The 14157-nt window shown below is 61.4% G+C and carries 6 protein-coding genes; 3 read left to right on the forward strand and 3 right to left on the reverse strand.

What is annotated here, in order from left to right; all coding sequences use genetic code 11:
• Positions 1–12: 12 nt before the first annotated feature.
• From pepN to J3P89_RS10615, 3 genes are all read left to right on the forward strand, one after another.
• The gene (gene pepN, locus J3P89_RS10605; protein ID WP_434697481.1) at positions 13–2670 is read left to right on the forward strand and encodes an aminopeptidase N; all 2658 of its coding nucleotides are present in this window, start codon (positions 13–15) and stop codon (positions 2668–2670) included.
• A 358-nt stretch (positions 2671–3028) separates the two neighbouring features.
• Positions 3029–4081 carry a WD40/YVTN/BNR-like repeat-containing protein gene (locus J3P89_RS10610; protein WP_434697482.1) on the forward strand — a complete coding sequence of 351 codons (1053 nt, stop codon included), beginning with the start codon at positions 3029–3031 and terminating at the stop codon, positions 4079–4081.
• 43 nt (positions 4082–4124) lie between these two features.
• Positions 4125–6500, forward strand: a complete 2376-nt coding sequence (locus J3P89_RS10615; RefSeq protein ID WP_434697483.1) for an efflux RND transporter permease subunit — start codon at positions 4125–4127, stop codon at positions 6498–6500.
• Between the two features lie 84 nt (positions 6501–6584).
• Here J3P89_RS10615 and J3P89_RS10620 read toward each other — a convergent pair whose 3' ends face one another.
• The 3 genes from J3P89_RS10620 to J3P89_RS10630 all read right to left on the reverse strand — a co-directional run bounded on the left by J3P89_RS10620 (position 6585) and on the right by J3P89_RS10630 (position 14143).
• The gene (locus J3P89_RS10620; RefSeq protein ID WP_434697484.1) at positions 6585–11258 is read right to left on the reverse strand and encodes a dermonecrotic toxin domain-containing protein; all 4674 of its coding nucleotides are present in this window, start codon (positions 11256–11258) and stop codon (positions 6585–6587) included.
• Positions 11259–11408: 150 nt separating this feature from the next.
• Positions 11409–12128 (reverse strand): FadR/GntR family transcriptional regulator, encoded by a 720-nt coding sequence (locus tag J3P89_RS10625; RefSeq protein WP_434573623.1) that lies wholly within the window; start codon positions 12126–12128, stop codon positions 11409–11411.
• 278 nt (positions 12129–12406) lie between these two features.
• Positions 12407–14143: an IlvD/Edd family dehydratase gene (locus tag J3P89_RS10630; RefSeq protein ID WP_181290491.1), complete on the reverse strand. Its 1737-nt coding sequence runs from the start codon at positions 14141–14143 to the stop codon at positions 12407–12409.
• Between the last annotated feature and the right edge of the window lie 14 nt (positions 14144–14157).

Genomic DNA, 14157 nt, shown 5'->3' on the forward strand with positions numbered 1-14157 from the left:
AGGATTCGACCCATGCGCACCGAACAACCGAAGATGATCTACCTGAAGGACTATCAGGCGCCCGAATACCTGATCGACGAGACGCACCTGACCTTCGAGTTGTTCGAGGACCACAGCCTGGTCCATGCGCAACTGGTGCTGCGCCGCAACCCCGAGCGCGGCGCCGGATTGCCGCCGCTGGTGCTCGATGGCCAGCAGCTGGAATTGCTCTCGATCAAGCTCGACGACGCCGACCTGGGGCAGGGCGACTACCAACTGGATGACAGCCACCTGACCTTGCAGCCCAAGGCCCAGGCGTTCACCGTCGATACCACCGTGCGCATCCATCCGGAAACCAACACGGCCCTGGAAGGCCTGTACAAATCCGGCAGCATGTTCTGCACCCAGTGCGAGGCCGAAGGCTTTCGCAAGATCACCTATTACCTCGACCGCCCGGACGTGATGAGCAAGTTCACCACCACCGTGGTCGCCGAACAGCACAGCTACCCGGTGCTGCTCTCCAACGGCAACCCGATTGCCAGCGGCCCTGGGGAAGACGGCCGGCACTGGGCGACCTGGGAAGACCCGTTCAAGAAGCCGGCCTACCTGTTCGCCCTGGTGGCCGGTGACCTTTGGTGCGTCGAAGACACCTTCACCACCATGACCGAGCGCACCGTGGCGCTGCGCATCTACGTCGAGCCGGAAAACATCGACAAGTGCCAGCACGCCATGACCAGCCTGAAGAAGTCGATGCGCTGGGATGAAGAGGTGTACGGGCGCGAATACGACCTGGACATCTTCATGATTGTCGCGGTCAACGATTTCAACATGGGCGCGATGGAGAACAAGGGCCTCAACATCTTCAACTCCAGCGCCGTACTGGCCCGCGCCGAAACCGCCACCGACGCCGCGCACCAGCGGGTCGAGGCGATCGTCGCCCACGAGTACTTCCATAACTGGTCGGGCAACCGCGTGACCTGCCGCGACTGGTTCCAGCTGTCGCTCAAGGAAGGTTTCACGGTGTTCCGCGACGCCGGGTTCTCGGCGGACATGAACTCGGCCACGGTCAAACGCATCCAGGACGTGGCGTACCTGCGTACCCACCAGTTCGCTGAAGACGCCGGCCCGATGGCTCACCCGGTGCGCCCGGACAGCTTCATCGAGATTTCCAACTTCTACACCCTGACCGTGTACGAAAAGGGCTCGGAAGTGGTCGGCATGATCCATACCCTGTTGGGCGCCGAAGGCTTCCGCAAGGGCAGCGACCTGTACTTCGAGCGCCACGATGGCCAGGCCGTGACCTGCGACGATTTCATCAAGGCCATGGAGGATGCCAATGGCGTCGACCTGAGCCAGTTCAAACGCTGGTACAGCCAGGCCGGTACGCCACGGCTGGCGGTGAGCGAGTCCTACGACGCCGCGGCGAAGACTTACAGCCTGACGTTCCGCCAGAGCTGCCCGCCGACGCCGGACAAGGCCGAGAAACTGCCCTTCGTGATTCCGGTCGAGTTGGGCCTGCTGGACAGCAATGGCGCCGAAATTGCACTGCGCCTGAGCGGCGAAGCGGCGGCGAGCGGCACGACCCGGGTGATCTCGGTGACCGAGGCCGAGCAGACCTTCACCTTCGTCGATATCGCTGAAAAGCCCCTGCCTTCGTTGCTGCGCGGCTTCTCGGCGCCGGTGAAGCTGAGCTTCCCGTACGACCGTGATCAACTGATGTTCCTCATGCAACACGACAGCGACGGCTTCAACCGTTGGGACGCCGGCCAACAATTGTCGGTGCAGGTCTTGCAGGAATTGATCGGCCAGCACCAGAAAGACGAAAGCCTGGTGCTCGACCCTCGGCTGGTCAGCGCCTTGCGCAGCGTGCTGTCGGATGAGTCCCTGGATCAGGCGATGGTCGCGGAAATGCTCTCGCTGCCAAGCGAAGCCTACCTGACCGAAATCAGCGAAGTGGCGGACGTCGAGGCGATCCACGCCGCCCGCGAATTCGCTCGCCGGCAGTTGGCCGAAAACCTGTTCGAAGCCCTGTGGCTGCGCTACGAGGCCAACCGCGACCTGTCCCGGCGCACGCCGTACGTGGCCGAGGCCGAGCACTTCGCGCGGCGTGCGTTGCAGAACATCGCGCTGTCCTACCTGATGTTGACCGACAAACCCGAAGTGCTGAGCGCCACCCTTGAGCAGTTCGACACCGCCGACAACATGACCGAGCGCCTCACGGCGCTGGCGGTGCTGGTCAACTCGCCGTTCGAGACCGAAAAGGCCAAGGCCCTGGAAGTGTTCGCGGAGAACTTCAAGGGCAACCCGCTGGTCATGGACCAATGGTTCAGCGTCCAGGCCGGTAGCCCGCTGCCGGGCGGGCTGGCGCGGGTCAAGGCGTTGATGGAGCACCCGGCGTTCAACATCAAGAACCCGAACAAGGTGCGGGCACTGGTCGGCGCGTTCGCCGGGCAGAACCTGATCAACTTCCACGCCGCCGACGGTTCCGGTTATCGCTTCCTGGCGGACCTGGTGATCCAGCTCAACGCCTTCAACCCGCAGATCGCCTCGCGGCAACTGGCGCCACTGACCCGCTGGCGCAAATACGACAGCGCCCGCCAGGCTATGATGAAGGGTGAGCTGGAGCGCATCCTGGCGTCCGGTGGGCTGTCGGCCGATGTGTTTGAAGTGGTGAGCAAGAGCCTGGCTTGACCAGGCTTCGCATTGCCTTTTGTGGCGAGGGAGCTTGCTCCCGCTGGAGGCCGAAGGACTCCCTTTTCTTGGTTTACCTGCCTTCACTGGCGAAACGAATCAAGATCAGGCCTGCTTCGCAGGCCAGCGGGAGCAAGCTCCCTCGCCACATCCATCACCCTCGCGAATGTCTTCTGATTCACCCTTGGCCGATATCCCCCCGGTTAACAAAAGATAACGTGGCGTCGATTGTCAGACCTTTCGAAAGCCCGATAGGATAGGTCCAGCTTGCGAAGTGGCTCTAGATTGCAGGTTTCAGGACTATGCTTCAGGACTGCAACGTACCAAGCCATAACAATAATAAATAGGGGAAAGGTCTATGAGTGAGCCTGTGATGGCTGTGGGCCGCTGCCGCCCGCCAGTGCTGCGCAGAGTTGCGCTGCTGGTCTCGGCGCTCTCGCTGCTGGGCTCTGCCGTTTTGTCGGCGCCGGTGCTGGCGGTTGCAGCGTCGACGGCCGATGTCATCTATTCCGTCGAATCGGCCAAGGCCAGCAAAACCCTCATGCTCGATGTGGTCCATGCCGGCCAGCGCCTGGTGGCGGTCGGCGACCGTGGGCATATCGTCTTTTCCGATGACCAGGGCAAATCCTGGACCCAGGCCAAGGTGCCGACCCGTCAACTGCTCACAGCGGTCTTCTTTGTCGATGACAAGCACGGTTGGGCCGTGGGGCACGACGCGCAGATCCTCGCCAGCGAGGACGGCGGCACCACCTGGACCAAGCAGTTCGAAGACCTCACCCGTGAAGCACCGCTGCTCGACGTCTGGTTCAAGGACGCCAGCAATGGCCTGGCCGTGGGCGCCTACGGTGCGCTGTACGCGACCACCGATGGCGGCAAGCACTGGGAGCAGGCCGCCGACCGCCTCGAGAATGAAGACCAATATCACCTCAACGCTATCGCCGCGGTAAAAGACGCCGGGCTGTTCATCGTCGGCGAGGCCGGCAGCATGTTCCGCTCCGCCGACTGGGGGCAGACCTGGGAAAAACTCGAAGGTCCGTACGAAGGCTCGCTGTTCGGCGCCATCGGCACCGCCCAGCCTTCGACCCTGTTGGCCTATGGCCTGCGCGGCAATCTCTATCGCTCCACGGATTTCGGCGACAGCTGGGAGCAGGTCGAGCTGAAGGCGGCCCGTGGCGCGCTGGAGTTCGGCTTGTCGGGGGCGACGCTGTTGCCGGATGGCTCGATCGTGATCGTCGGCAACGGCGGCAGCGTGATTCGCAGCACCGACGATGGCGTGACTTTCAGCGTGTTCAACCGTCCGGATCGCATTTCCGTGGCGGCCGTCACGGCGGCGGGCAACGGCAACCTGATCCTGGCGGGACAGGGCGGCGTTCGCGCTACCACGCCCACTGGCGCCGAACTGAGCAAATGAGCCGGGCCTGTCAGACGGGCACAATAACAAGAAGGCGGACCCCATGAGCAGTCATCACCAAGACAAGGCGACGTTCCTCGAGCGCCTGATTTTCAACAACCGCCCGGCAGTGATCATCATTTGCCTGCTGGTCAGCATTTTCCTGTTCTGGCAGGCCACGCTGATCCGGCCGTCCACCAGTTTCGAAAAAATGATTCCCCTCGAGCACCCGTTCATCGAGAAGATGCTCGAACACCGCAATGACCTGGCGAACCTGGGCAACACGGTACGGATTTCCGTGGAAGCTACCAACGGCGATATTTTCTCCAAGGAGTACATGGAGACCCTGCGCCAGATCCACGACGAGGTCTTCTACATCTCCGGCGTCGACCGCTCCGGCCTGAAGTCGCTGTGGAGCCCGAGCGTGCGCTGGACCGAAGTGACGGAGGAGGGCTTCGCCGGTGGCGAGGTGATCCCGCAGAGTTACAACGGTTCGGCCGACAGCCTCGACCTGTTGCGCAACAACGTGCTCAAGTCCGGCCAGGTCGGGCGCCTGGTGGCGAACGATTTCAAATCGAGCATCATCGATATCCCGCTGCTGGAGTCCTATCCCGACCCGCAAGACCAAGGCAAATTGCTCGCCCTCGATTATCGAAAGTTTTCCCACGAACTTGAAGACAAGATCCGCAACAAGTTCGAAACGCAGAACCCGAATGTGCAGATTCACATCGTCGGCTTCGCCAAGAAGGTCGGCGACCTGATCGATGGCCTGGTCATGGTGGTGCTGTTCTTCGGCGTCGCCTTCGTCATCACCCTGATCCTGCTGTACTGGTTCACCAACTGCATGCGCAGCACCGTTGCGGTATTGAGCACCACCCTGGTGGCGGTGGTCTGGCAGCTGGGGTTGATGCACGCGGCCGGTTTCGGCCTGGATCCGTATTCGATGCTGGTGCCGTTCCTGATCTTCGCCATCGGCATTTCCCACGGCGTACAGAAAATCAACGGCATCGCCTTGCAGTCCAGCGAGGCGGACAACGCCTTGACGGCGGCGCGGCGCACCTTCCGCCAGTTGTTCCTGCCGGGGATGATCGCGATCCTGGCCGATGCCGTCGGCTTCATCACCTTGCTGATCATCGACATCGGCGTGATTCGCGAACTGGCCATCGGCGCGTCCATCGGCGTGGCGGTGATTGTGTTCACCAACCTGATCCTGCTGCCGGTGGCGATTTCCTACGTCGGTATCAGCAAGCGCGCGGTCGAGCGCAGCAAGAAAGACGCGACCCGCGAACATCCGTTCTGGCGCCTGTTGTCGAACTTTGCCAGCGCCAAGGTCGCGCCGGTATCGATTGCCCTGGCGGTGCTCGCCTTTGGCGGCGGCCTCTGGTATAGCCAGAACCTGAAGATCGGCGACCTTGACCAGGGTGCCCCGGAATTGCGTCCGGACTCGCGCTACAACCAGGACAACAATTTCATCATCAGCAACTACTCCACCAGTTCCGATGTGCTGGTGGTGATGGTCAAGACCAAGGCCGAAGGCTGTTCGCGCTACGAAGCCATGGCGCCCATCGACGAGCTGATGTGGAAGATGCAGAACACCGAGGGCGTGCAGTCGGCGATTTCCCTGGTGACTGTGTCCAAGCAGATGATCAAGGGCATGAACGAGGGCAACCTGAAATGGGAAACCCTGTCGCGCAACCCTGATGTACTGAACAGCTCCATTGCCCGCGCCGACGGCCTGTACAACAACAGCTGTTCCCTGGCGCCGGTGCTGGTGTTCCTCAACGACCACAAGGCCGAGACGCTCGACCGCGCCGTGACGGCGGTGCAGGACTTCGCCAAGGAGCACAACCGCGATGGCCTGGAGTTCATCCTCGCCGCCGGTAACGCCGGGATCGAGGCGGCCACTAACGAAGTGATCAAGGAATCGGAACTGACCATCCTGATCCTCGTGTATATCTGCGTGGCGACGATGTGCATGATCACCTTCCGTTCCTGGGCAGCGACGCTGTGCATCGTGCTGCCACTGGTGCTGACCTCGGTGCTGGGCAACGCGCTGATGGCGTTCATGGGCATCGGCGTGAAGGTCGCGACCCTGCCGGTGGTTGCCCTTGGCGTGGGCATCGGCGTGGACTACGGCATCTACATCTACAGCCGCCTGGAAAGTTTCCTGCGCGCCGGCCTGCCGTTGCAGGAGGCGTATTACCAGACGCTGAAATCCACTGGCAAGGCGGTGCTGTTTACCGGCTTGTGCCTGGCCATCGGCGTCTGCACCTGGATCTTCTCGGCGATCAAGTTCCAGGCGGACATGGGCCTGATGCTGACGTTCATGCTGTTGTGGAACATGTTCGGCGCGCTGTGGCTGCTGCCCGCGCTGGCGCGTTTCCTGATCAAGCCGGAAAAGCTGGCGGGGCAGAAGGGCAATTCGTTGTTTGCCCACTGACCGGACGCTGGATCAACAAAGCCGCAACCTGAGGTTGCGGCTTTTTGCATCCAGCTTCGGACAAACGTGCCGATAGCTCAGCGATTATTGGTCCAGGGGCAAGAACCAGCGTTGCGCCAGAGGTTTGCCGATCTGGCCGCGATGCACGTTCACGACGGCGTAGGGGCCTTCAGCTTTGGACAGCATTGAATAGTAGCTTTCCTTCCGTTGTTCCTTGGTTTTCACGTGTGCAACGCTGTAGTCGGCTTTCGGGGTGTCGGCCTTTTCATAGTGAAAATGGGCATACCAGAGGGGGAAGCCGTTACGGTCGTTGATTGCATATTCCTGAATGAAGTCCTTGCGGACTCCGCTCATGGCTGTGCGGTCGCCGTACTTGCTGACCTGGATTAATTCTTTTGCAAACAGATAGCGGAGATTGCCGTCGGTGGGTGGCAGTTTCAGGCTCAGCTCGGTGCGCAGGTAGCCGCCCTGTGCTGCAAGGCGGGTGGCGGCCTTTTTCAGTTCCTCGATTAAGGTCTGGTCTCGCGGGCCGGGCTCTGTTGGGGAAGCCTTGACGGCTTGTTCAAGCTCCTCGGCAATTTTGCGAAAACGATCCGCCTCGTTGTTCATGACCTCCTCGATTTCCTGCGGGTAACGGCACTGGGCTTTATAGCTTTTTGCCCTTTTCAGAAGTCTTTCCAGTTGCCCGAGCAGTTTTCGTGCGGCGCCTTTGATTTCACTGACAGGTCTCGTTTTCAGCGGCGCGGCCGGTCGCTCTTCCTTGACGAGGTCCCAGGCGTCTTCATGACGGGAATAGGTGCCTAGCAACTGGTTATCGTTTTCGGAGCGCAGCTCGACGACATCAATCTCCAAGGTTGTACCCGCAGGTCTCAGGTCGCCAACCAATACACCATTGTGGCGGGTTCGGATCACTTTTTTCTGAGGGCGTCCGGCGGATGTTCCGGTGCGTTTGGAAGCGCGCGCGCGCGGTTTCGGTTCGGGTTTTATTTCCGTGGCCAGTTCCTGGGAGACCTCCTCATACAATTCTTCGACCAAGGTGACCAGCTTGTCGAAATAAGGCAGGTCCATCTCATCGGCGTGAAGTACTTTGACGATCTGTAGGGCATCCAGCGCCTTGCCATAGTGTTCGGACAAGCTCTCCAATACCTCGAGCCGTTCCGAGAAGTCGTACGTCCACAACGTAGCGTGAGACTGTATTTGTTCCTTTAGCGGCTTGCTGATGGTTCGCAGGTGCTCCCTCGACTCGCTCTCGCCGCGCGAAGCGAGCACTGTGGCCAACGTCGTCTGGAGCTCTTGGCCAGCCAACGAAGCGGTTTTCGCCACCGGTCGGTCATGGGTCAGGCGATCGAACATTTCCCGGCCCTTGCTGCCCCGGTTCAATAACGTATCAAGCGTGCGGTGTTCAAGCTCCAGCCAATGGATCGAGCGCTCATTGAGCTCAAATAACTGCGCGGCGAACCTCAAATAGCCCTGCGGATCATGTTCAACTGCCTCCAGAATGTCAGACGCAGACGGTCCCACGAATGAGGAATGGGCAGCATTCAGAGCTTGTATATCCTTTACGACAACGGCAATGGCTGTACGACAACATTCGATCAACGATTCAGTGATCTGGGAAATATTCCCGGGGGAAATTGGGCTATTCAGCTTGATGGATTCGAGCTCGTTCCCCAGTATCTTCAGATCGGCTTCGGCCTGCTCCTTTAACTGTTCATGAAAGCTTTTACGTATGGGGGCCATCCGCTTCTCATCAGGGGGCGTACCGATCTCCAATAAGCTCAGCAGGTCGTGGGTGATATCCAGCTTCTTTTTCCGCTCGGCACTTTTTTCGAAGAACTCCCTGGTTTCCGCCGCGATTTCCGCTTTTCTTTTTTCGTTGAAGCGACGTTGTTCCTCCACGCGCTTGGGCGGCATCCCGCCACGCAGGCCCAGGCCCAGGTCCAAGGACCAGCTGCCGTGGCCGTCCGATATTAGCGCCGGCCCCCTGCGTGCCGGGTCGTGCGGGTCGACGATCTGTACGGTGCTGTCCCATGTGTCGACTTGATACAACTCGCCCTCAACCACGGCATGCCATTTTTTATTGATCAGATAAAGGCCGGTATAAGGGCCAGAGGGGAGGGCAGCGGGCATCAGTGCGGGACGCTGCACTGTCAGGCGCTGCAGGCGGGTGCGTTGCTCCGGCGTCAGGCGCCGACGGGCACTGGCGAAACTGAAGTCGAGGTGGTCGAAAGCAGCTTGGGCGTGTTCCCCGGGCAGGTAGACGGGGCCTTCGATGACGTCTGGCAGGGCCGGCTTGGGCCATTGCTCGGGAACGATGCGCGGCGCAGGCGCACGCATCGCCTGGTCTTCCAGTTCGTGGGGCAGTGGCTTGCGAACAGGCTCGTCGAGGGACAACGCCTGATGTCCGAGCATGGCGAAGTTCAAGAGAAAGTCGACGGTAGCGAGCTCCCGCGTTGTCGGATCTTCGCTCTGCATGGCCGGGATGTCTTGCCCGGCGACGGCGATCACGTTCCATAACCAGGCGACGCTTATCAATGGGCCGCGCAGGATAGGCACCAACAGTGTGTTGAACAGCAGCCCGCCTCCCTCGAGAAGGATAGCCCAGCGGCTCTCGGCGTTGGACACCGAATCCCTGTCGGCCTGCGCGACCAGGGCTCGGGCGTTACTGCCGTACAGATACTCCATCAGCTTGCCGTTGTGCAGGAATTGCAACAACTCGTCGTTGTCACCCCCGATTGCGAGTGTCGCCGGGGTCGGCTTTTCGAAAGGGGCGAATTCATCGCCTGGAAGAAAGCGCACGATGTGTGGCTCCAGGAACCCCCCATTGGCGTACACCGGACGCGCGGTATCCGATAACCAGGTCAAGACGCTGGTCTGCAGTTCGCCGTCCAGGCCAATGGCAGTCAAAAGCGCCTGGCGTGTCGGGAACTCAATCAACGAGGGCGAGTGAAGCGGGCGATACAGCAGGTGTGGTCCCGTTTCGACGGCTTGCGGTTCGATGATGAACATATTCGTCACAACATCAGGTCGCGCCTTCGGCTTACGCAGAAAGGCCAGGGGACGAATCATCACCGGACGACCGTCGACCTGTTGTTCCTCGACATCGGCTTGAAGGACGGCTTCGAGAAGGTCCAGGCCTTGACGGGTCATGCTGTTCTGGTGGTCGAGCTTTTGCTTGAGCGCTTCGAGAAGCAGCTCTGTCGGGACCTGGTCGGCGAATCTCTGTTGACGCAGGGTAGGCAAATCGTCAAACAGCTTTTGCTGCAGATATCGGGGGTAGGCGGTGCCGATGTCGACCTGTTCAATCAGCCCGCCCTGGCGGGTAATGTAGTCCGGGGTCAACCATTCGGGCAGGGTCAGGCCCAGGCGATGGCTGAGGATCGGGTCTCCACTGGGGCGGGCGACGAGATTGCGGATGGCCAGTTCGCTCAGTTTCATCGATTTTTTCTCGACAATCCCGATCGTACCGGGGAGGCCCGCCGCCACGGTGAAAGTCAGTAGCACGTCGTCGGGATTGTAGCGGGAGGGTTGGGCCTTGGTCGACGAGCTATCGTTTGTTCGACCCATGCGCTCAAGCAGGGCTTGGGACGTGAATGTCTTGATATCCTTGATATCGTTGAGGAAGGTTTGGCCTGGGCTGCGTTTTTTGGCGCTGGCCAACGTCAGGCAGTAATGCTGGTGTCTGGTCTGATCGACAACGGACGCTTCCTTCAACCATTCGGGCACCAGCGGTGCAATGAGCTTCGACATCTGAGGAGAGGGGAATGGGGTGTCAAGCAGGTAGCGGGCCGGGTCGCTCAATTCGTGATACAGCGCACGCAGGTGCTGTGAGCCGACGCGGGAAGGCAATTCCACCGCCCGGAGGTCGGCCAGCTCTTGCTCCAGGATCAGTGCTGCCTGGGTCTCGAACACGTTGCCAGCGACCTCGGTGCGTGTGCAAGTGACGGTGTCGACAAGGTAACGGCTGGCGATGAGCTCACTCCAGTGACGGTGAAAGTCTTCCAGCGATTCAAAGGGTTTGACGGCGCTGCCAGGGCTGCACAGCAGCAGGAGGGTCCCACCTTCGGTGGTGCGGGTCAGTAGAATCTCGCTACCGTATAGGACCGAACGGGAAGCGCCTTTAACGAGGGTGCTTTCCAGGCTGTAGGCGTAGACGCTGGCCTGACCGTCGGCGCGCAAGTGTTGCTTGCTGACAGGCCGGCGGGTGATCTGGTCGAGCATCTCACGTGCCGGGTCGCTGAGCCCTGGTTGCTGCAAGCCACGGGTCTGCAACAGGTTTCGCAGTGCACCGCTGAGCCAGTTCCAGCGGCTGGTGCCTTGATGGGGATCAATGTCGGCATTCCAGTAGCGGACCAGCGCATCCTCGAATCCGATCGGTACTGTCCAAGGCAGTTCAAGTAGCAGCTTTTCCAGCGTGAGCATGTCCTGCGCGTCCAGCTTGAGACGGTGCGGCATCGTTTCGGAAAGGAAACAGCCACGCTCGCTCCACTCCTTGAAGTCGATGGGCGTGCCGGTAGCCAGGTAATCGAGGACGAGCGTCATGAAGGGGGCGGTCGTCCAGCCGTTAGAGGTCTTGTCTGGAGTTGCCAACACAACCTTGGAGAGGTTGAGGTTTAACATTCGCCAGCCGTATTCGCTTTTAATGGCATGCTCGAACACGCTTAGCACAACCTGTTCGAAGGTGGGGCGACCGGCAAATTGCAGGCTGACGTTCTGTGCCTGTGTGTTGGCGTTGTCAGCCGGGGAAGGCGATGCCATGTGAAGTTCCTTTTCATAAACCCAAGGTCGTCAGGATGACGACCCGCGCAGTATCGTCATGACTGTTCCAGGTGTGCGGTACATAGGTACCGCACGCTTGAACGCCAGGCGTGCAGGTTTGTGAAGGGCTTCAGTAAAATCGGCGGTGAATCAGGCGGGATCGCTGCCCAGCACGACATTCAGCGCACTGCGGGCGTCATCCAGTTGCACCAGCGTGGCATGGCGGGCGCCGAGGGCATCGCGGTTCTCGATGGCGGTGAGGATCGCCTTGTGCCGTGGCATCGCCAGCTCGTGCAGGTTGGGCCGTTGGTTGGAGTGCTTGAGGGCTTCGGCGATGGCCACCGACAGCATGTTGCACAGGTTGGCGAGCAGGTCGTTGTGGGTGGCGTCGGCGATGCGGCTGTGAAAGTCCAGGTCCGGTTGCAGGAGGGCTTCCGGGGTCGGGGCGGCTTCCATGCGCTGGTAGGCTTCGCTAATGGCGGCGATGTCGGCGTCGGTGGCGAATTGCGCGGCGAGGGCGGCGGCGGCCGGCTCGATGATGCTGCGCACGCTGGTGAGCAGTCCGAAGAACTCGTTCTGCGGGCTGCTCTGCATCAGCCAGTGCAGCACATCGGGGTCGAGCATATGCCATTCCCGACGCGGCTTGACCACCGTGCCCACTCGCGGCCGCGAATACACCAGGCCCTTGGCGACCAACACGCGCGTGGCTTCGCGCAGCACCGGGCGGCTGACGGCATATTCTTCGCACAGCAAGGCTTCGGCGGGCAGTTTGTCGTCGGGCTTGAAGCGGCCAGAGACGATCTGCATGCCCAGTTCCTGGACGATGCGCGCGTGCATGCTCTTGCGATCGGAGGGTTTGCGGTAATCCATGGGGAGCGGCGCGATCCTGTGTGCGAGGGGTGCTGCGCATGATAGCAGGCGCGGCGGATATTCATCAGGCCAAACCCTTGGGCCTGAGCGACCTTGTGGCGAGGGAGCTTGCTCCCGCTGGACTGCGAAGCAGGCCCCTGGGCGGTCGCTGCGCACTGGAGCGCGAGCCCGGCCGAGCGGGAGCAAGCTCCCTCGCCACAGGCGGTGGGTCAGGCGACATGAATGCCGCTGGTCCAACGCTTTCGCGAGCAGGCTCGCTCCCACAGGGGGATGGGGCGTCAATGGGAGTGACGCGGCACCTCGGCGCCGCGGCAGCCCACCAGGAAGTCGAAGTCGCAACCCTGGTCGGCTTGCAGCACATGGTCGATGTACAGCTGGCGGTAGCCACCGACCAGCAATTGCTGCGGTGGCGCCAGGTCGGCCAGGCGCGCGGCAAGTTCGGCGTCGGGGATGTCCAGGTGCAGGCGGCCGCTGGCGCAATCGAGTTCGATCCAGTCACCTTCTTTCACCGCGGCCAAAGGCCCACCGGCCGCCGCTTCCGGTGCCACATGCAGCACCACGGTGCCGTAGGCGGTGCCGCTCATGCGTGCGTCGGAAATACGCACCATGTCCGTCACGCCCTGGGCCAGCAGTTTGGCTGGCAAGCCCATGTTGCCGACTTCGGCCATGCCCGGATAACCCTTCGGCCCGCAGTTCTTCATGACCAGGATCGAGTCGGCATCCACGTCGAGCTCCGGATCGTTGATCCGCGCCTTGTACTCGTCGAAGTTCTCGAACACCACCGCGCGACCGCGATGCTGCATCAGTTCGGCGGTGGCCGCGGACGGCTTGAGCACTGCGCCCAATGGCGCCAGGTTGCCGCGCAGTACGCAGATGCCGCCGTCGGCGCGGATCGGGTTGTCCAGGGTGCGAATGACTTCGTCCTGGCCATAGATCGGCGCGTCCTTGGTGTTTTCGCCGAGGCTCTTGCCGTTCACCGTCAGTGCGTTCGGGTGGGGGATCAGGTTGGCTTCGCCGAGACGACGGAGCACGGCAGGCAGGCCGCCGGCGTAGTAGAACTCCTCCATCAGGAAGCGTCCGGACGGTTGCAGGTCGACGATGGTCGGCATGCCGCGACCGATGCGGGTCCAGTCGTCCAGGTCCAGTTGCACGCCGATGCGCCCGGCGATGGCCTTGAGGTGAATCACCGCGTTGGTCGAACCGCCGATGGCGGCGTTGACGCGGATGGCGTTTTCGAAAGCTTCCTTGGTCAGGATCTTCGACAGCTTCAGGTCTTCGCGGACCATTTCCACGGCGCGCATGCCGGACATGTGGGCCAGCACATAACGGCGCGCATCCACCGCCGGGATCGCCGCGTTATGGGGCAGCGAAGTGCCAAGCGCCTCGGCCATGCAGGCCATGGTCGACGCCGTGCCCATGGTGTTGCAGGTACCGGCCGAGCGGGACATGCCGCCCTCGGCCGCGAGGAAGTCATCGATGGTGATGGTGCCGGCCTTGACCTGTTCGCTCAGCTGCCAGACCACGGTGCCCGAGCCGATGTCCTGGCCCTTGTGCTTGCCGTTGAGCATCGGCCCGCCGGTGACGACGATGGCCGGCACGTCGCAACTGGCGGCGCCCATCAGCAGGGCCGGAGTGGTCTTGTCGCAACCGGTGAGCAATACCACGCCATCAATCGGGTTGCCGCGAATCGCCTCTTCCACGTCCATGCTCGCCAGGTTGCGGGTCAGCATGGCGGTGGGGCGCAGGTTCGATTCGCCGTTGGAGAACACCGGGAATTCCACCGGAAAGCCCCCGGCCTCGATCACGCCGCGCTTGACGTGCTCGGCGATCTGCCGGAAATGCGCGTTGCACGGTGTCAGCTCCGACCAGGTGTTGCAGATACCGATGATCGGCTTGCCATGGAACTGGTGGTCGGCGATGCCCTGATTTTTCATCCAGCTGCGGTACATGAAGCCGTTTTTGTCGGCGGTGCCAAACCATTGGGCCGAGCGCAGGGAGGGTTTCTTATCAGACATGATCGATTCTCTTA

This window comes from Pseudomonas sp. Z1-14, assembly GCF_051132005.1.
Lineage (GTDB): Bacteria > Pseudomonadota > Gammaproteobacteria > Pseudomonadales > Pseudomonadaceae > Aquipseudomonas.